The organism is Nocardia sp. NBC_01327, from assembly GCF_035958815.1.
Classification (GTDB): Bacteria; Actinomycetota; Actinomycetes; order Mycobacteriales; family Mycobacteriaceae; genus Nocardia.
Genome location: NZ_CP108383.1, coordinates 7,374,922 through 7,394,098, shown reverse-complemented (window position 1 = coordinate 7,394,098; position 19,177 = coordinate 7,374,922). Strand labels below are relative to the sequence as shown.

18 protein-coding genes are annotated in these 19,177 nt (G+C 64.8%); 10 read left to right on the top strand and 8 right to left on the bottom strand.

Annotated features, from left to right (window positions below; genetic code table 11):
* The first annotated feature begins 47 nt into the window (after nt 1-47).
* Nucleotides 48-296, top strand: coding sequence for a hypothetical protein (locus OG326_RS34190; protein WP_327141253.1), 249 nt, complete (start codon nt 48-50; stop codon nt 294-296).
* Nucleotides 297-556: 260 nt separating this feature from the next.
* On the top strand, nt 557-1,633 hold the full coding sequence (locus OG326_RS34185; protein ID WP_442791078.1) for a HoxN/HupN/NixA family nickel/cobalt transporter: 1,077 nt from the start codon (nt 557-559) through the stop codon (nt 1,631-1,633).
* A 9-nt stretch (nt 1,634-1,642) separates the two neighbouring features.
* On the opposite strand, the gene OG326_RS34180 is transcribed toward OG326_RS34185, so the two are convergent.
* Both OG326_RS34180 and OG326_RS34175 read right to left on the bottom strand, forming a co-directional pair.
* On the bottom strand, nt 1,643-3,175 hold the full coding sequence (locus OG326_RS34180) for an MFS transporter (RefSeq protein WP_327141251.1): 1,533 nt from the start codon (nt 3,173-3,175) through the stop codon (nt 1,643-1,645).
* Between the two features lie 187 nt (nt 3,176-3,362).
* A complete protein-coding gene (locus tag OG326_RS34175) occupies nt 3,363-4,373 on the bottom strand; it encodes an NAD(P)/FAD-dependent oxidoreductase (RefSeq protein ID WP_327141250.1) in 1,011 nt (336 codons plus the stop codon).
* A gap of 88 nt (nt 4,374-4,461) precedes the next feature.
* On the opposite strand from OG326_RS34175, the gene OG326_RS34170 reads away from it, so the two are divergent.
* Together OG326_RS34170 and OG326_RS34165 are read left to right on the top strand one after the other, a co-directional pair.
* The gene (locus tag OG326_RS34170) at nt 4,462-5,058 is read left to right on the top strand and encodes a helix-turn-helix domain-containing protein (RefSeq protein WP_327141249.1); all 597 of its coding nucleotides are present in this window, start codon (nt 4,462-4,464) and stop codon (nt 5,056-5,058) included.
* 150 nt (nt 5,059-5,208) lie between these two features.
* Nucleotides 5,209-6,684 (top strand): glyceraldehyde-3-phosphate dehydrogenase, encoded by a 1,476-nt coding sequence (locus tag OG326_RS34165; RefSeq protein WP_327146665.1) that lies wholly within the window; start codon nt 5,209-5,211, stop codon nt 6,682-6,684.
* Here the strand turns inward: OG326_RS34165 and OG326_RS34160 are convergent, their stop codons facing one another.
* The 4 genes from OG326_RS34160 to OG326_RS34145 all read right to left on the bottom strand — a co-directional run bounded on the left by OG326_RS34160 (nt 6,685) and on the right by OG326_RS34145 (nt 11,147).
* Nucleotides 6,685-7,518, bottom strand: a complete 834-nt coding sequence (locus tag OG326_RS34160) for an acyl-CoA thioesterase domain-containing protein (RefSeq protein ID WP_327141248.1) — start codon at nt 7,516-7,518, stop codon at nt 6,685-6,687.
* Nucleotides 7,519-7,556: 38 nt separating this feature from the next.
* A complete protein-coding gene (locus tag OG326_RS34155) occupies nt 7,557-8,750 on the bottom strand; it encodes an acyl-CoA dehydrogenase family protein (RefSeq protein WP_327141247.1) in 1,194 nt (397 codons plus the stop codon).
* 18 nt (nt 8,751-8,768) lie between these two features.
* Nucleotides 8,769-10,046 carry a styrene monooxygenase/indole monooxygenase family protein gene (locus tag OG326_RS34150; RefSeq protein ID WP_327141246.1) on the bottom strand — a complete coding sequence of 426 codons (1,278 nt, stop codon included), beginning with the start codon at nt 10,044-10,046 and terminating at the stop codon, nt 8,769-8,771.
* A 198-nt stretch (nt 10,047-10,244) separates the two neighbouring features.
* The gene (locus OG326_RS34145; protein ID WP_327141245.1) at nt 10,245-11,147 is read right to left on the bottom strand and encodes a VOC family protein; all 903 of its coding nucleotides are present in this window, start codon (nt 11,145-11,147) and stop codon (nt 10,245-10,247) included.
* 119 nt (nt 11,148-11,266) lie between these two features.
* Between OG326_RS34145 and OG326_RS34140 the strand changes: the two genes are divergently transcribed.
* Together OG326_RS34140 and OG326_RS34135 are read left to right on the top strand one after the other, a co-directional pair.
* A complete protein-coding gene (locus tag OG326_RS34140) occupies nt 11,267-11,713 on the top strand; it encodes a MarR family winged helix-turn-helix transcriptional regulator (RefSeq protein WP_327141244.1) in 447 nt (148 codons plus the stop codon).
* A gap of 241 nt (nt 11,714-11,954) precedes the next feature.
* Complete coding sequence (locus tag OG326_RS34135) at nt 11,955-12,569, top strand: TetR/AcrR family transcriptional regulator (protein WP_327141243.1); 615 nt, start codon at nt 11,955-11,957, stop codon at nt 12,567-12,569.
* An 11-nt stretch (nt 12,570-12,580) separates the two neighbouring features.
* Here OG326_RS34135 and OG326_RS34130 read toward each other — a convergent pair whose 3' ends face one another.
* Nucleotides 12,581-13,066, bottom strand: a complete 486-nt coding sequence (locus OG326_RS34130) for an FAD-dependent oxidoreductase (protein ID WP_327141242.1) — start codon at nt 13,064-13,066, stop codon at nt 12,581-12,583.
* A gap of 177 nt (nt 13,067-13,243) precedes the next feature.
* Complete coding sequence (locus OG326_RS34125) at nt 13,244-14,206, bottom strand: alpha/beta hydrolase (protein WP_327141241.1); 963 nt, start codon at nt 14,204-14,206, stop codon at nt 13,244-13,246.
* A 65-nt stretch (nt 14,207-14,271) separates the two neighbouring features.
* Between OG326_RS34125 and OG326_RS34120 the strand changes: the two genes are divergently transcribed.
* The 4 genes from OG326_RS34120 to OG326_RS34105 all read left to right on the top strand — a co-directional run bounded on the left by OG326_RS34120 (nt 14,272) and on the right by OG326_RS34105 (nt 19,110).
* Entirely contained in the window at nt 14,272-15,015 is a 744-nt protein-coding gene (locus tag OG326_RS34120) for a helix-turn-helix domain-containing protein (protein WP_327141240.1), read from the top strand.
* 122 nt (nt 15,016-15,137) lie between these two features.
* The gene (locus OG326_RS34115; protein WP_327141239.1) at nt 15,138-15,629 is read left to right on the top strand and encodes a MarR family winged helix-turn-helix transcriptional regulator; all 492 of its coding nucleotides are present in this window, start codon (nt 15,138-15,140) and stop codon (nt 15,627-15,629) included.
* An 11-nt stretch (nt 15,630-15,640) separates the two neighbouring features.
* Nucleotides 15,641-18,292 (top strand): MFS transporter, encoded by a 2,652-nt coding sequence (locus tag OG326_RS34110; protein WP_327141238.1) that lies wholly within the window; start codon nt 15,641-15,643, stop codon nt 18,290-18,292.
* Nucleotides 18,289-19,110 carry a YceI family protein gene (locus OG326_RS34105; RefSeq protein WP_327141237.1) on the top strand — a complete coding sequence of 274 codons (822 nt, stop codon included), beginning with the start codon at nt 18,289-18,291 and terminating at the stop codon, nt 19,108-19,110. Before OG326_RS34110 ends, OG326_RS34105 begins: the two co-directional genes overlap by 4 nt.
* The last annotated feature ends 67 nt before the right edge of the window (nt 19,111-19,177 follow it).

Sequence of the window (19,177 nt, the reverse complement as noted above, 5' to 3'; positions counted from 1 at the left end):
CAGTGGGTTTGCGGTCGGCCCCCGTGGCTGGAATGGAGAGCAGCGTCATGTCGGATATGAACAAGCAGAATTTGGTCTACTTCGAGAATCCCTCTATGCGGGGGCTGTACGACAGTATGGAGGGGTGGCAGCAGGCTAATAACAAGAGGCTGTTGTCTATCAGCGTGCAGCAGGATCGGGGGAATTACTGCTGTATCGCGCTGACGAATCCGACTGAGGTTGTGCTCACCAGCCCGGATGGGCATCACCATGCGGCGGTCAATCGGTTCGGGCAGTTGGCGGTGACTTCGGATTAGGGCGGGCGGGGCTCGGGGTAGTCGTCCATGCCTTCGGGCGGGTTTCGGTCGGTCGGTATAGTCCGGTTGAATTTCGTGATGAGGACGGGAAACCGGTGTGAATCCGGTGCGGTCGCGCCACTGTGTCCAGTTTCGGCTGGTAGCCAGACCTCGCCTTCTCACGTCCCTACGTTCGGGGGCGCGGCTGCCCTGGAAGGCTTCAGCGACACATGGCTATCGAGCCCACGCCGGAATCCGGCACCCCCGCTGCCCGTGGGCGAATGCTGCGTCATGTCCTGCACGACTGGACGCGCCGGGACTGGATCGAGGCGGGGGTGCTGCTCGGGGTGGTCGCCGTCATGCACGCGGTGGCGTTCGGGCTGCTGTTCGGGGCGATCGCACCGCACAGCTATCAGATCGGGACGCAGGTCTTCGGTGTCGGTCTGGGGTTGACCGCCTACACCTTCGGGCTGCGGCATGCCTTCGACGCCGACCATATCGCCGCGATCGACAACACCACCCGCAAGATGATGGGCGACGGTCAGCGGCCCAAGTCGGTCGGGTTCTGGTTCGCCATGGGGCATTCGACCATCGTGTTCGTCATGGCGGGCCTGGTCGTGGCGGGCGCGCGCGTGGTCGGCACGCTTGTCGAGGACGATTCGCCCACCCGCAAGAATCTGGGAATCGTGTCGACCCTGGCGTCCGGATCGTTCCTTTATCTGATCGGGCTGGTCAATATTGTTGCCCTGGTGGGGATCTGGCGGGTCTACCGGAAGACCCGCCAGGGCGAATTCGATCACGCGGAACTCGAGGCCGCGCTGCAGGCGCGCGGATTCCTGGCGCGGCTGCTCGGTCCGATCATGCGGGCGGTGAAGCGGCCGTTCCAGATGTACCCCGTCGGCGTGCTGTTCGGTCTCGGCTTCGATACCGCCACCGAGGTCGCGCTGCTCGCCCTCGCCGGTTCGGGCGCCGCCGCCGGTCTGCCGTGGTACGCGATTCTGGTGCTGCCGCTGCTGTTCGCCTCGGGCATGAGCCTGATGGACACCATCGACGGACTGTTCATGAACGTGGCCTACGACTGGGCCTTCGCCAACCCGATCCGCAAGATCTACTACAACCTGACAATTACCGGCCTGTCGATCGCGGTCGCCCTGCTCGTCGGCTCCATCGAACTCATCACCGTCCTGCACGACGATGCGGGCTTCAGCAACCCCGTCACCGACGCGATCGCCGGGATCGATCTCAACAATGTCGGATTCGCCATTGTCGCCCTGTTCGTTCTGGCCTGGATCGCGGCCGTGGCCTACTGGCGCATCGCCAAGGTCGAACAGCGCTGGGCGCCAGCACCTGTGGAGTGAAGGCTGTGACTAGGGATGAGCCGACGAGGTGCGGCGGGGTCCTCGGGTGAGGATGTAGAGCAAGAGAGCGGTCATGATGGACACTCCCGCCCACATGGCGTGCTGCCAACCGGTGACGAACGATTCCTGAGCCGCGCGGATCAGTGACTGTGCCTGGGGGCCTGCCTGATTCGCGGCCTCGAGAGCGTTGGCGATGCCTTCACGCGCCGCGCCGGGTGCCCGGGGGATGTCGATGAGCCGGGGATCGATGGCGTTGCGGTAACCGGAGGACAGCAGGGCTCCGAGCAGCGCGACGCCGAGAGCGGTGCCGAATTCGCGGGTGACGTCGTTGAGTGCGGAGGCGACGCCCTGGCGTTCCTGGGGCAGGGTGCTGGTGATGGCCTCGGTGGACGGTGTCATCGACAGGCCCATGCCGAAGCCCATGGCCAGCATGCCGGGCAGCACGGACAGGTAGCCGCCGTCGACGGAGACGAGGGCCGCCATGAGCACCAGGCCCGCGCCCGCCACGAGAATGCCGGTGGCCATGGTCGCCCGGGGTCCGGTGCGCGCGGCCAGCTTCGGGGCCAGGCCGGAGGCGATCATCATCAGGACGGCCATGGGCATCAGCGCCAGGGTGGACCGCAGCCCCGACCAGCCGAGGACCGCCTGGAAGAACGGGAACAGGACCACGAAGATCCCGGCCTGGACTCCGAAGACCACCAGGAGCGTGATCGAGCCGCCGGCCAGCGAACGCTCACCGAACAGGCGCACGTCCAGGAGCGCGGCATCACGACGGCGCAGTTCCCAGATCGCGAATCCGAGGGTGGCGAGGGCGCCGATGATTAGGCCGAACAGGGTCGCCGGGGCCGCCCAGCCCCGTTCGGGTCCCTCCTGAAGGGCGAAGATGAGCCCGGCCACCGCGACGACGGAGGTCAGCGCGCCGACGATATCGAAAGCGTGCCTTGATGTTTCGCGCGAGTCGGGGACCGATCGCATCGTCATGACGAGAGCGACCACAACGAGTGCGACGGGCAGCACGAACAGCCACCGCCAGCTCGCGATATCGACCAGGGCGGCCGAGAGGAACATTCCCAGGATGCCGCCACCGCCGGCCACGCCGGTCCACACCCCGATCGCCCGTCCGCGTTCCGCCTCGGGGAATGTCGAGGTGATGACGGCCAGCGTGATGGGCATGATCATCGCCGCACCCACGCCACTGAATACCCGGGCGGTGAGCATTATCTCGGACGATTGCGCGAAACCTGCTGCCGCACTGGCGATGCCGAAGATGACGAGGCCGATGAGCAGCATCCGCTTGCGGCCGAAACGGTCGCCGATCGCGCCGAGCGGCAACAGCAGGGCGGCCAGGCTGAGCGTGTAGATATTGATGATCCACAGCACCGTGCTCTGTGAGGCGTCGAAGGCCGCGGAGAGTTCGAGCTGGGCGACATTGAGCCCGGACACCGAGGCGATCACGGCCATCAAGGCGATACATACGGCGATCAGGATCATGCGCCGCCGGCGCGCATCGGGAACACCCTCGCCGGGGGTGCTGTTCGCCAAAAGTGCTGTATCAGTGGGTATTCCATGATCGAGTGCGATGTCTTCACCGGTCGCCCCCGGCGGTTTTGTACTCATGTGTTCCTCTCGACAAGGCATGCAGATATCGGCGCAACAGTGAAATCTGCAGCGCCGGAGTATAATTCGGTGATTTCTAGCTCACGTGCATGGTGCGGCCGGTGAGCGGCGGTCAGACGCCGGTCACCAGGTGCAGTGCGGCGGCGAGCGCCGCATCGGTGTCGGCAACAGCCAAGTCGGCATTCATATGCGCGCCGGCCAGGGCACCGGCGGCCGCGGACGCACCGACCTGGGCGGTCGGATCGGTGGCATTACCGGCGACCCACACGCCCGCAATCGCCGTGGTCCCGGCCATTCCCGTGACAAAATGACGTCCCATCCCGCCGGGCAGATCCTCCATCGGCAGACCCAGACCCTCCAGCCCCTCGGTGCGCGCCCGCATTGTGGTCGCGACGGCGAGCACGCGCCGGGGCACGACCTGTCCATCCGTGAGCCGCACACCCGCGATTCCGCCGCCCTCGGCCGCCACGACCCGGTCGACGGGAGTATCGACAATACGAATGTTCCTGGCGGCGAAGCGCGCCCGGGTGTTGTCGTCGAGCTGCGTGCCGTGGGTGAAATAGACGAGGTCGCCGGTCAATTGGCGGAACAGCAGTGCGTGGTGGACGGAAGCCGGGCCGACGGCCACCACGCCGATGGGCTCGTCGCGCACTTCCCAGCCGTGGCAGTAGGGGCAGTGCACGACGCTGTGTCCCCAGTGCTCCGCGAGACCGGGAATATCGGGCAGCACGTCCCGCAGACCGGTGGCGATCAGGAGTCGGCGCGCGTGCAGGACCGCGCCGTTCGCCAGGGTGACGATGAAGCGCGAATCCCCGTCGGCGGACGGATCAGCCACGGCCGCAACAACTTCGCCGGTTTCTACCGCACCGCCGTAGCGGCGGACTTCTTCACGTCCCCGTGCCAGCAGGTCGGCCGGGGGAGTGCCGTCCAGTCCGAGCAGCCCGTGCACACCCTCGGCGGGCGCATTGCGCGGCGTTCCGCTGTCGATCACGACCACCGAGCGGCGGGACCGGGCCAGCATCAGCGCGCCGTTCAGTCCGGCGGCGCCGCCGCCGATCACCACGGCGTCAATGGTCTCGTCTCGTAACTCGCCGGCCGCGGGTGAGGTGGTTGTCGCAGGCATATCGTCCCCTTCCGTCACCGCCCCGGACATAGGGGCGAACACGACCGACGCTAACTCCGTCTTGCTGTCAAGGCATAGGATCTTGCCTATGACGCAAGACGATGGTGAGTTGGACAGCCTCGTGCGCAAACGCATCCGCGCCCTGCGCGTGGCTCAGGGCTGGTCGCTGGAGGAATTGGCCGAGCGTGCCCACCTCAGCCAGTCCACGCTCAGCCGGATCGAGACCGGTCAGCGCCGCCTGGCCCTGGACCAGCTCGTCACCCTGGCCCGCGCGCTGGACACCTCGCTCGATCAGTTGGTCGAGACCGCCACGGACGATGTTGTCTCCAATCCGATGGTCGACAGCGCCCACGGGCAGATGCGCTGGCCCATCAAGGCGGAACCCGGTATGACCGTCGTACGTCAGCGCATGACGAATCCCCCGCCCGACAGCCCCTCGCGTCTGCGCGCGCATACCGGTCGGGAGTGGCTCGTTGTGCTCTCCGGTACCGCGATTCTGCTGCTGGGCAACCGCCGCTTCCGGATCGAGACCAATCAGTCGGCGGAATTCCCGACCATGCTGCCGCACGCCATCGGCGCCGAAGGCGGACGACCGTGCGAGTTTCTGGGCATCTTCGACCGCGACGCCCGCCGCGGGCACCAGCGCGGCGACGATGCCGGAAATGTGACGTACCCGTCACAGTGACGATAGGCGGTGCCTCCCAAGGCAATTCGCCGCCGATCGTGCGCAGCCGCAGTTGTTCGACCTCACAGCGGGGTAGTGGGGCTCGGTGACATCGCGCCGCTGGATAGCATCGAACTGTCGAACAGATCTAGGAAACCCCGAGGACGTGTGTTGACTAACGACCATCTTGACCGCTGGAACGCTCACGAAGCCTCGGCGGAGGCGATGATTCCGATCATCGGAAGGCTGTATCGCGAGAAGGGGGTGACGATCCTGCTGCACAGCCGGTCGCTGGTGAACAAATCGGTGATCAGCATTCTGCGGACGCACCGTTTCGCGCGGCAGATCGAGGGTGAGGAACTGTCGATCGACGAGACCCTGCCGATTCTTCAGGTGCTCAGCGGGCTGGATCTGGGTCCGTGCAAAATCGATCTCGGCCGCCTGGTCATGGCCTATCGCGCCGATGATCGCGGACTGTCGATTCCGGAATTCACCGCCGCGGTGCTGGCCGATGTCACCGATGGCAATAAGGCGCAGTCGCAGGGTCCCCGCGATGTGGTGCTGTACGGCTTCGGGCGGATCGGCCGTCTGGTCACCCGCCTGCTCATCGAGAAGACCGGATCCGGCAATGGGCTGAACCTGCGGGCCGTGGTGGTACGCAAGGGCGGCGCCGACGATCTGGCCAAGCGCGCATCGCTGCTGCGCCGGGATTCGGTGCACGGGCAGTTCAACGGAACGATCAAGGTCGACGCCGCCAATAACGCGATCATCGCGAACGGCAATGTCATCAAGTTCATCTACAGCGATGATCCGGCGACCATCGACTACACCGAATTCGGCATCGGCAATGCCATCCTGATCGACAACACCGGCAAGTGGCGCGACCGTGCGGGCCTGGAGCAGCACCTGCGCCCCGGTATCGCGAAAGTCCTTCTCACCGCGCCCGGTAAGGGCGACGTCCCGAATATCGTGCACGGCGTCAACCATCTCGGACTGGATCTGTCCGAGCAGATCGTCTCGTGCGCCTCCTGCACGACCAATGCGATCGTGCCGCCCCTCAAGGCGATGGATGACGAATACGGCATCGTCCGCGGCCACGTCGAGACGGTCCATTCCTTCACCAATGACCAGAACCTGCTGGACAACTACCACCCCGCCGACCGCCGCGGCCGCTCCGCGCCGTTCAACCTCGTCCTGACCGAAACCGGCGCCGCCTCCGCGGTCGCGAAGGCGATGCCGGACTTCAAGGCCAAGATCACCGGCAACTCGATTCGTGTTCCCACCCCCGATGTTTCGGTCGCGATCCTGAACCTGCAACTCGACCGCGAAGTCACCAAAACCGAAGTACTCGACTACCTGCGCCAGGTCTCCCTGGCAGGTCCATTGAGCCGCAACCTCGACTACACCGCCGCCACCGACGTGGTCTCCAGCGATTTCATCGGATCCCGCGCAGCATCGATCGTCGACGCCAACGCCACCATCGTCGACGGCGACACCGCAATCCTCTACCTCTGGTACGACAACGAATTCGGCTATTCCTGCCAGGTCGTCCGAACAGTGCAGTACATCTCGGGCATCGAATACCCGACATACCCGCAACTGGGTGCGCCGGAGCGCGCCGATGCCACAAGTGGCAGTCGTGCCTGATCAGCCTCGACGACTAGCCAGATCCAGAGGCTGGGCGAGGTCGATCTGCCGGGCAGCGTTCGACAACGCGGTGACCACGCAGGTGCCCAATGGGCCTTCCCGGTCGTAAAGAACGGCCGAACAGGCCGCTACACCCTCAGCACTGATGTGGTTGTCGGACTCGATCCCCATCTCGGTGCCTCGAGGCATTCGGGCGAGGGTCAGTGTGAGGTCCGCATTGATGAAGCCGATCCCCTCGCTGCCCCAATTCGTGACCAGGCTTGTGGCTTCACCGACGATCGCTGCCACCGCGAAGGGCGAGGGTTCCTCGCCTTCCACGATCGAGATCGTGCGGGACCACATACGCTTTCGGCTCGACCCCTGATGCTCTGCCATATCCATGGACCAGCCGGTGGGGTGTACATCGCTGCCGAAGAGCGGCACACCATGATCTTCCAGCTCCGCGGCGAGATGTTCCGGTGGTGTGGATGGTGTCGTATCGCGCTGCCACACAGTGCCTTCAGGCTGATTCGACCGCTTGAGGAAGACGGCGCTCGCCCGAGCGTAAGGAACACCGCCGGCCAGAAGCACGGCGTCGGCGACTCTGATGCGGTTTCCAACCCGCACCTCGGTCGTCGACACCTGCAGCATGGCATTCGGTGCCGGTTTGAACAGATCGATCGTCAAGCGCGCAGGTTGAAATCCTGCCGCGCTGTGCTGACGTTCCAGTTCGCGCGCCAGTAGTCCACAGACAGCAGGGCCGTTGACAGCATGTTTGCTCCATGGGCTCGTCGCCACCTTGGTGGGTGCAAACTCATCGGGACCGAACTGCTCGAAGAAAGCCGGTCTCTTCATGTTCGATAACTCCTTCAATTCACATTCACCGCCGAAGTTCAGAAAGTAAGTCCGTCGTCAACGCCCAGGCGGCGCCGACCCCATGCGGACACGCTCCGCTCGTAGTCGAACATCGCGTGCTGAGCCACGGCATGCACGTCGCGCCAATGTCGTTGGATCGGACTGGTCCGCGCCAACGACGAAGCACCGGAGCTGAGGAAGATCGACTCGACGGCCTCGACACACATCCGAACGGCCATCGCAAAATCCCGCCGATTGCGCGAACGCACTTCGGCAATGCCCTGATGGGACGCAGCGGCATCGACAGCCGACTCCATCGCTCGGCGGAGTAGGTAATCCGCGGCGTCGATGCGAGCCTCAGCCTCGCCGAGCCGGAATTGCTTGTGAAACTCGCCTGCGGCAGGAGCCTGTGTGTACGCGTGTTTCCGTTTGCCAGTCCTGTCGAGCCACGCTTGGACGGCGCCCCGCGCCGCTCCGATCGCAGGCGCCGCCAGGTAGGCCGGCCAGATGGAGTCCAGTGGTGCGCGGTACACCGGATCCTCGTGCTGGACACCACCCACAGTTGTGCCGTTCTGTTGCGCTGCGAACGGCAGGATTCTGTGGGCCGGAACGAATACGTTCTCGAGGTCGACGCTGCACGTCCCTGTGCCTGACAAACCGATGGTGTTCCAGTCGTCGATGATTCGATACTCGCCACGGGGGATCAGCAGAGAAAAGAGTTGGCCCGCAGCGCGAGGATCGTGTTCGGGGGCAAGCAAAGAGTTGACGATGATCCAATCGGCATGCCATACGCCCGACAGGAACGTCCATCTTCCAGCCCGGATGATGGCACCGTCGGTCACCCGCTCGGCAGGAGGCCCACCGACAGCTGACGTACAGGCAACCGCGTCAGGGTTCTCACCCCAAACCTCTTGCTGCGCCATCGGATCGAAAAGGGAGAGGTTCCAGTTATGGCTTATATAGACGCCCAGTGTCCAAGCCGATGAACCGCATGCCGTGCCGATTTCAGTGATGACGTCGAGATGAGTTGTCAGTGGAAGCTGCGATCCGCCCCACTTGCGGGGTTGTGAGATTCTCATGAGACCGGATTCTCTGAACATCTCGAATACATCGTCAGGGAGGTGCCGGTTGAGCTCTACTTCGTGTGCTCGGCCGGTTAGATTCTCGCGTAGCGCACGGGCACGGTCGAGAGCATCGAATGGTGCCATTTCAGTAATTACGGTGTTGAACATCCCGAAATCCCTTGCGTCTCAGCTGGCCATGGGGAAGTTCATGTACCGGTTGGCCACTTCGCTTGTATAGCGGTAGGCCCCATCGCGGTCGAGAATCCAGTCGACCGTATCGCGAGGGTCATTCATGCAGTGGGCAAAACGGGTGGCGATCTCCGGGTATTGTGCTGCCGCCATCTGTAGATCGCGTGCGTGCCGTGGCGAAGGACTGCTGAGGAACTGGTTGGTGAACGCGGTCGCGGGTCCGGCGGTCTTCCAATACTCACCGAAAGCGTCGGACATGAAGGCACGGTTGTAGTCGCCGGAATGCCGGATGATCTTCTGGAGATAGATATCCGCGCACTTACTCGCATTATTGGAGCCCTGAGCGGTGATGGGATCGTTCAGTACGACAACGTCGGCCATACCGAGCACCGCGGCACCGGACGGCAGAGTCGCGACAGGCTTGCGCACGGTGGGTGTCAGCCGGCCGATCAGCGCCGCATTGTCGTCGATCAGGGCGATTTCCTGGGCGCGCCGCAATTCGCGCGGAAGGTACTCTGCCAGCAAGCCTTTGGCTCGAGACAGCAGTTCATCGTTACTGTCTGTCGGCGACCAGACATCCCACGCTCGACCCGGGATGCTCTCGAACAGCATGATGTCGCACGGCCCCTGCGCCGTCAATGCAGGGTAGGTGAGGTATTCGCCGATCTCGGGAATGATACTGAACTCGACCATCGACCGTCCGGACGGTTTGGCCAACCCGTCAACGTAGAACATGGCGATGGACCGCTGTGGCTCACGGTACGGCGAACGAGCCGTATCTGTTTCGAACAAGCCGGCAATCGCACCCTTGCCGGCCGCGACGACAACCAGATCGCTTGTCTCCGCGTATTCTTCGAGCGAGTCGACAGTCGCTGACTCAATTTTCAGAGTTCCGCCGATACGCTCGAATTCCTCCATCCAACGCGGCATCTTCAGGCGCTGGTCGACGGAGCGAGCCGGACCGCCGAGTGCTGCCGACCACGTGTTCGCCGGATTTTCCGGAAACTGTGGCAGAAACGCTGAAATCCTCAGCCCTTCGATCAACGGGCACTCGTCGTCCCAAAAATTGATACCCAACGCTCTTTCGAATCCCTGAGCGAGATCGAACATGCACTGACTGGACGTAACCCGACCGTCTCTTATCTCATCAGCCGTTCGATCGGATACGATCGTTACGTCGAAACCGAACCGAATCAGGCCGATTCCCAGCGCTAACCCCGCCTGGCCTGCGCCAACAATGGTGACCTTACCTCGGACATCCCCGACCTGCTTCATGTCTCATCCCCGTTCTGGATACCATAACTGTTCGGCGACATAGTGTTTCGCCTTCAATCAAGGTGCAGTGAGATTTCGGCATTGAAGCCCCCCTGTCCCCCCGATGTTTCATTCACACCCGCATGGAGTGTGAATTCTGTGATCGCCCCCCGGGCGCCCTGGCCTCCGCCGCCGTGGCGGTTACCAATTGTGCCCGAATCAGTTGATCGGGTTGATGATTCCCGCTGGGCGGGACTGTGCGGTCTCGGAATAGCGGTGGCCCCAATAGCTGGCCTTGTTGTAGGTGCGGGCGACCCAGCTGAGGTCGTCGACGACGAGGCCGCCGTGACCGAGTTCCACTTGCAACCCCGAAGGGCTGGTGATGTAGATCGAGGTCATCAGGTCGTTGGTGTGCCGGCCGAGAGTTTGCATGATCTCGGTGTCGTTGCGCTTCAGCAGATCGATCGCTCGGCCGAGATCGTCCATGTTCTCGTACTCCAGCATCAGGTGGTTGAACCCGACATGGCCTGGTAGCTCGGATAGTGCGAGCGAGTGGTGACGGCCGTTGATGTGATAGAAGCGGACATTGAAATAGTCGGTGATGATGCGGTCCGACAGGCGGAATCCGAGGATGTCGGCATAGAAGCGATTCGCTTCCATCAGGCTGGGCACCTGGAAAACGACGTGCCCGAGTCCCTGGTCGCGGGTGACGAATCCGCCGCGCATCACTCGGCCGGGCTGAAAAGAGTTGGGAGTCGCGGTCTTTCCCCAACTCAACTCGTGCCGCAGACCCCACGGGTCCTGGAACCAGGCCAGCTCGGCGACCTCACGCTCCTTGCACAACTCCTCCTCGGCCCACCGCACCACGACACCGCGGTCGGAGAGCTGCCCGACGTAGGCGTGTAGATCGGTTTCATTCGCCAAACCCCATCCGGCGTAGCGGAATTCGTTCTCCTCGGCCGGGTGGATGGCGATGCGGTAGTTGATGTCATCCACCGCCAGCCGGATGGCGCCATCGGGTCCGTCGCTCTTCAGCATCGCGCCGAGCAGGTCGGGACCGTAGGTCCGCCATTCCTCGAAGCGAGGCGAGGCGAACCCCACGTACGAAAGTTCTTGAATCATAGGCGATCTCCCGATCCGCAGAGCGCCGCAGGTGCGGCTCCACATCGACAATAGACACTTGTTCCAATGATTGGCAAGTCCAGTTATTGGCAAATGTTTCGATCACGTATCATTGCCCCATGGGACACGCGGAGTACTCCAACACGCCATTGAGCAGCCGTATGGGCTTCCTGCTGGTTCGGTCGGCGCTGCGGGTACGGCAGCGTTACGTCAACGAGCTGTCGACGATCGGCCTCTTACCCAATCAGCACGCGATTTTGAGCACCCTGAACGAGCTGGGGCCCTGTCATCAGAAGGAACTGGCAGCCCGCATCGACCTCGACACCGGCGACATCGTGGCCTACCTCGATGGTTTGGCCGAGGCGGGGTATATCGAGCGCAATCGCGACCCCGCCGATCGGCGCAGGCAGATCGTGTCGTTGACGCCATCCGGGACTCGGATCCTCGCCATCGCCGATCTGGCTCTCGATGAAGTGGAAGCCGAAACCTTCGCCTGTCTCGCCCTCCCCGAGCGAAAAGCCTTCGGCCACAACCTCAACACGCTGTACGAATCGCTGACGTCGTAGCGTTACGGCTGGTTGTCTCGATGCCTGGATCTGCTTGCCATTGACTGATGCCCCCTAGCTCAACCCCCGTGGCTTCACCAAAAACCTAGAACACGTTCCCGTTTCGCGCAATTCGAAATAGGGTGCGGGCGTGGCCGCGTGACATGAGCAGGCGCCGACTCCGGGGCGGAGGCGGTCGATCGGCGCTGGTGGGTGCGGTGGGGTGGCCTGCGCGTTGTGGCAGGTCACGTAGCATTGCCGCATGGATTCCGCGCGTGATGAGACCGGCGAGAAGATCCTTGATGCCGCGTTGGGGCGGATTCTTCAGGTGGGGATTCGGCGGAGCAGTTTGGATGACATCGCGCGGCGGGCCGGGGTCAATCGGATGACCATCTATCGGCGGTTCAGTAGTAAGGAAAAGCTGGTGGATGCGGTGCTGGTTCGGGAGAATCAGCGTGTGCTGCAAGGGGTTTCGGAGATCGGGGCGGCGACCAAGGGGGTGCCGGCTCAGATCGAGGAGACGGTGCTCTATGTCATCGAGCAGACGCGTAATCATCCGCTGGTGAAGCAGCTGCTCGAGGTTGCGCCGGAGGAGATTCTCGAGTTCTACACGGTGCGTGGGGAAGTCGGCGTCGGGCTCGGGATCGATTACATTGCGGGGGCGCTCGAGGCGGCGCAGCAGCGGGGGGTGATCGGCCGATACGATCCGCGGCCGGTGGCAGAATTGCTCGCTCGGTTCGCGCACTCGCTGCTGCTCACTCCGGTGGGCGGCTCGGATTTCTCGGATGCGCGGCAGGCGCGCGAGTTCGTGCGTGCCGCCATTGTTCCGCTTGTGCTGCACGGGCTTTCACACTCCTCCGAGAACGAGCGCGCATAAGCGGATCGGATTCACGGCAGGTCGAACAGGTTCGGCTGACCGGCGAACCAGCGGTCCCGATCCAGGGCGCGCGCTCCGTCGAACTCGGCAAGGGAAACGTGCGGGAACAGCGCCGCGCGCGGGGCCGGAGAACCCGCGGCGTCGAGCACCGCATTGGCCGCCATCCGCCCACCCTCATTGGCCCCCTCCATGGTGGCCAGATCGACATTGGTGCGCAGATAGTCCCCGGCCAGAAAGAGATTCGGGATTCCGGTGGCGCCGGTCGGGCGGTTGTCCCACGATCCGGCCGTATTCACAAGCAGCGGATCGTCATTGGAGTTGACGCCTGCGGCCGGGTCCCAGTGGATGCCCGGATCCAGAAACCAGGAATGCAGATCGCTGTCATGCAGTGCGTCCGGCAGCAGCAATCGCCCGGACTGCGTCTTCATGATCTGAGCCCACGTCTCCCTGGCGATTTCGTCGGGACTGCACTGTTTGGCGGGCTTGCCGTACAGCATGCCGGGCGCATCCCAGTCGGAGATATCGACCGACAGGATGTCGCGGACTTCGCCGTCGCCGTAATCGCGTGCGATATCTCTCGCGATTCGCGAACGCGGTGTGCCACACGCTGTTCGGAAGGAGCGTCGAGAGAAGAGTGCGATTCCGGCCGGATTGGCGACTCGGGTCGCGGACCGTTAGCGCTGCGCGCTGTGCGGGTCGGTGGCCGATACCTGCTGCGGTGCGCGGCAGGCCTCGAAGATGATCGTGCGGGCCGCGCGGCCTTCGGGCGAGGGCATGAGGGCGTAGTTGTGGGGGAGCGCCGGGCCCTCGTGATAGTCGATCGGGGTGCCGGCGGCTGCGGCACGCCGGGCCAGGGTCCGGGTATCGGCCACGGTCATTTCGCGGGTGCCGCAGAAGACGGTCAGGGGCGGGAGACCTTCGATCCGGCCGCGGAGGGGGCTGACGCGAGGGTCTCGGGGGTCCAGATCACCGGCGTAGAGGCGGCCGACTTCGCGCAGACCGGCGATTTGATGGAAGGGATCGTCCTTTTCGAGGGCCGGCAGCGTGGGGTCGGTCATGGTGACGTCGAGCCAGGGGGAGATCAGCACGATGCGGTCGGGTTGCGGCCCGCCCTGCTCGAGCAGGACCTGCGTGGCCGCCAATGCCAGTCCGCCGCCGGCCGAATTGCCCATCACCACAGTCTTTCCCGTTCCCCGCCGCTCGATCGTGCGGGCGAGGATCGCGGCGGTGGTGGCGACCATATCGGCGGCCTGGCCATGGGGGACAAGCGGATAGATGGGCACCACGCACTCCGCGGGTACGGCGGCGGCGAGATCCCGCGCGAAACTCCAATGCGGGCGCACGATTTCGCGGAAGAAGCCGCCGCCGTGCAGGAAGACGACGGTGACGTCGGCAGGGCCGGTGGTCGGCGTGATCCGGTACACCGGCCAGCCGTCGAGGTCGTCCCGGCTGACGGTCGCGGCTTTGTTCAGGAATGCCGGGGGCCGAACCTCCGCGACCTTCCGGTCACGCTTTTCCAGCGCGGCGTGCACCAGTGCCGGATCGCCGAGCAGCTTGCGCCCGCCCGAGGCCCGCAGCAGTGCGGTGACCGCTCTCGTCTGCCGGCTCGGCTTCGCTGTGTCTCCCTGGGTTGTCATATCCGCTCAGCTCCCTGTCATTGCTGCTCGCACCGGCCGCGCCGGGCACGATTAGCCTGGTCGCTATGACCGTCGCCGCGCTTTCACAAACCTGCGGTGTGGCGCCCGTGCTGTGGATGCGGCCCCGCCATGTCGGGTATCTCGGTCCGGATCTGGGCGTCGGCATGCACGATACGGCGATCGCCTGCCTGGGATTGGCATTGGACGGACCGTTCACCGTGGACACCGCCGAGTACGGAACCTTGGTCACCAGCAGTGTTTTCGTACCCGCTCGGGTGCGGCACCGGATTGTCTCGCAGGGCCGGATCGCCCTGCTCTTCGCCGAACCCGGCAGTGCGGTGACCGGCTGCGCCCTGTCCGGGACCCTCGGGCCCTGTGCGATCGATGCGGGGGAGGAGGCCGCACTCATCGCCGCCGCGCGCGCAGGCGTCACAAGTCTGGAACGCCTGATCTCGGACCCGAAACCATTGCGCCCCATAGATCCTCGCATCGAAACCATTGTGCGCGAGATTCGCGCGGATCCCGCCGCACACCCGCGCGCGGAGGATGCGGCCGCCGCCGCGGGCCTGTCGGAGTACTACTTCCTGCGAATGTTCGCCGCGCATACCGGCACCACCTTCCGCCGCTACCGGCAGTGGGCTCGGGTGCGGATGGTTTTCGTGGGCGTGGAAGCCGGTCACGACCTCACCCGCTGCGCCGCCGATGCCGGATTCGCCTCCCCGTCCCACCTGAGCGAGACCTTCCGGCGCACCTTCGGCCTTTCGCTGACCGCGGTGCTCAATTCGCGAGTAACGCTTGATATCCGATGATGTGCACGAGTCCGTAGCGAATCCCCGGCACCCCTTCAGCCGAGCCTCTGTTTTGTGTATAGTTGGCGAAGGCAAGTAGTTGTATTCGCTAAGTAAATAAGTGGTAAAGAGAAGGGCCGATCATGGCGAATGTTGCCAGTGATCCCAGTGCTACGACCGAACTCCAGGGCGCCGATCTCCTGGGCGCACAGCTGGTTCGGCTCATGCGGGCCATCGGCAGAACCAAGCACCGGGTGATCAAGAGCGGCCCCGACGGGCTGGAGCAACTCGCCTATGCGGTGCTGTTCTGCCTGGTCCACGACGGGCCGCAACGTACCGGGAAACTGGCCGAGTCCTTGCACGCCGAGATCTCGACGATCAGCCGGCAGACCAGAACCCTGGTCGGCCACGGTCTGGTCGAACGCCGGGCCGATCCGATCGACGGCCGCGCGTGCGTGCTGAAGGCCACGGAGGAGGGGGAGCGTGTCTTCGCGGAGAACCGCCGATTGCGCAATGTCTGGCTCGCCGGGTTCCTGGCGGACTGGTCCGCGACCGACCGTTCGACGCTGACCCAACTGCTCGAGCGACTCGTGAGCGACATCGAAAGAACTACCACGACAACCGATCCGAAATAGGGCTTCGAAACATGACATCTGCGACTCTCGAGGCGTCGCCGGACGTGCAGGCGGCAGCCCCGCCGAAACTGTCGCACCGGCAGATCCTCACCATCCTGTCCGGTCTGCTGCTGGGGATGTTCCTGGCCGCGCTGGACCAGAACATCGTGAGCGTGGCGATCGTCAAGATCGCCAATAGTCTGCACGGCTTCGATCAGCAGGCCTGGGCGACGACGGCGTATCTGATCACCGCCACCATCAGCACCCCGCTGTACGGCAAGCTCGCCGATATCTACGGGCGGAAGCAGTTCTTTCTCACCGCGATCGCGCTGTTCGTCATCGGCTCGGCGGCGTGCACCTTCGCCACCTCCATGTACGAGCTGGCCGGATTCCGCGCGTTCCAGGGTCTGGGCGCCGGTGGTCTGATGTCGCTGGCCATGACCATCATCGGCGATATCGTCCCGCCGCGTGAAAGGTCCCGGTACCAGGGCTATTTCATGATGGTCTTCGGTATCGCCACCGTACTCGGCCCGGTGCTGGGCGGCTGGCTGTCCGGCTTCGACCACCTCGGTGGCATCGAGGGCTGGCGCTGGGTCTTCCTGGTGAACGTGCCGGTCGGCATCATCGCGCTGATCGTTGTCGCCAAGGTGCTCAATCTGCCGCAGCAGCGCCGCCAGTTGAAGGTCGACTGGGGCGGCGCGGTGGCGCTGACCATCTGCGTGGTGCCGCTGCTGATCGTCGCCGAACAGGGCCGCGGCTGGGGCTGGGGTTCGGGCCGGGCGATTCTCTGCTACGTCATCGGTGTCATCGGCCTGGCGTTGTTCGTCTGGATCGAGCACGTGATGAAGGACGCGGCGCTGATTCCCTTGCGCCTGTTCAAGAATTCGACCTTCACCGTCTGCATCGTCGGCGGCTTCATCGTCGGTATCGCCATGTTCGGCGCGATCACCATGGTCCCGCTGTACCTGCAGGTGGTGCGTGGATTCTCGCCGACCAAGGCGGGTCTGCTGATGCTGCCGCTGGTGGCGGGCATCATGATCGGCTCACTGACCTCCGGTCAGGTCACCAAGCGCACCGGCCGCTACAAGATCCTGCCGGTGGCGGGCACGTTCATCATCGCCTGCGGCGCGGCGCTGTACGCGACGGTGCACTACGACAGCGCGCTGTGGCAGCCGCTGCTCTTCAGCGGCATTGTCGGCCTCGGCCTCGGTGGCTGCATGCAGACGCTGATCATCGCCGTGCAGAATGCCGGTCCGCGTTCGGATATGGGTGTGTCGACCGCATCGGCGACGTTCTTCCGTCAGGTCGGCGGCACGCTGGGTGTCGCGGTCTTCCTGACGATTCTGTTCAATCTGCTGCCCAATAAGATCGTCGACGCCTTCGGCGGGCATCTGCCGCCCGGATTCGACGCGTCCAAGCTCAGCAGCGTGCAGTCCAATACCGCGGGCATCGCGGCGCTTCCGGCGCAGGTGCGTGATCCGATTCTGATCGGCTTCACCAATGCCATGCACGGCGTGTTCTGGGTCGCGGCCGGTGTGGCATTGCTGGCCTGCGTGGTGCTGCTGTTCATGAAGGAGATTCCGTTGCAGGATTCCGCGCCGGCCGCGCCCGTGCCCGCAGATCCCGAGCAGGCCGCCGAGGCGGAGTGGTCCGAGGAGCAGGTCTGGGAGGGCGCCGCCCAGGCGATCTCGCAGCCCGAACCGGTGCTCGCGGCCGCGGGACGGCATACCGCCGAGGGTTACGACGCCGGTGCGCAGGTCAACGGCAGTGCCGCTGTCGCGCCGATCGCCGCGACCAATGGTTATGGCGCACAGCATGTTTCGGCTGGTTCCGCGACGGCGACCCTGCCGGTCGTCACTGCCTCCACCGGTGGTCGTTCCATCGACGGCCGGGTGCAGCGCGAGGACGGCCGCCCCGTGCCCAATGCCGCGGTCACGTTGATCGACCAACGCGGGCAACAGGTTTCACGCACCACCGGCGACAGCGGCGGCGCCTATGTCATCGAGCCGCCCGCGACCGGCAGCTATGTGCTGATCGTCTCGGCGGGCGGGCATCTGCCGGCCGCGGTGAACATCACGGTCGACAGCCGCCCGCAGCATCGGGATCTGGTCCTGCAGGGTTCGGGCGAATTGTCCGGCACCGTCCGCACGGCCGGTCGCGGAGAACCATTGCCGGGAGCCACGATCACGCTGACCGATCCGCGCGGCGAAGTGGTCGGCGCGACCGTCACCGGACCCGACGGCGGCTATGTCTGCCTCGGCGTGGTGTCGGGCGCCTACACGCTGGTCGCGGCGGCCGAGCATATGCGGCCGACCGCCGCCGCCCTGGTCGTGCCCGACAGCGGTCTGCTGCGCTACGACCTCGAACTGACCGCCATGGCCATGCTGACCGGCAAGGTGTGGGCACAGGGCCGGCCGGTGCCGGACGCCTCGGTCACGGTGCTCGACGACGAGGGCACTGCGATCGGCACCGCCCGCACCGACGAGCAGGGCCGGTACACGGTGCCCGATCTGGTCGAGGGTGGATACACCGTCGTCGCGCGCGGATATCCGCCGGTGAGCAGCCGGGTGCGCCTGACCGGCGGCGAGATCGACCATGATGTCGAACTCGGTTATGACGCCGATGCGCAGCTCGGCCACGGTTCCGAGCAATCCGCTGCCGAACGGTCCACGGAGTTGTCATGAGTGGGCTGACCGCACAGATTCGCAGCGCGGAGGGTTGGCCGGTATCCGGTGCGGTGCTGACCGTCACCGATCTGACCGGGCAGCAGCTCGCCCGTGCGGTGGCCGGTGCGACCGGGGCGGCGGAGACCGATCCGCTGCCCCCGGGCATGCACACCGCGGTGATCACCGCGCCGGGGCACCAGCCGGTGGCCCAGCTCGCCCGCATCTCGGCGGCGGGCACGGGCACACTGGGCGAGATCATGCTGGCGCCGGAGGCGAATGCGGTGACGGTGCCGCCGCCGGGGCCGTGGACGATCGATCCCATGCATTCGACGGTCATCGTCACCGCGCGCCATCTCGGAATCGCGGGCATCAAGGCGCGCTTCGCGGAGGTCGGCGGGCGGCTCGATATCGCCGAAACCTTCGAGCAGTCAGCGGGATACGCCGAGATCAAGGCGGCGACCGTGGACACCGGTATCGGTATGCGGGACGATCACCTGCGCTCGGCGGAGTTCCTGGATGTCGAGCGGTTTCCGGTGATCACGTTCACCGGCAAGCGTTTTCGCCGCACCGGCGCCGACACCTGGGTGATGCCGGGTGACCTGACCCTGCACGGTCATACCCGCCCGGTGGATCTCGCGGTCACCTACGGCGGTCACGGTCCCGATCCGTGGGGCGGTGTGCGCGCGGCATTCCATGCCGAAACTCTGCTGTACCGCGACGATTTCGCCATCGACTACAACGCCGTGGTCCGGGCGGGCATTGCCGCGGTGGGTACCACCGTGAAGGTAGAGCTCGACATCGAGCTGGTGCAAGGAGATCGACTGCCGGCGTTCTAGCCGCTCGTTGTCACGAAAAGCGGGGCCTGCCACCGGGATCGGTGACAGGCCCCGCCTTCGTCGGATC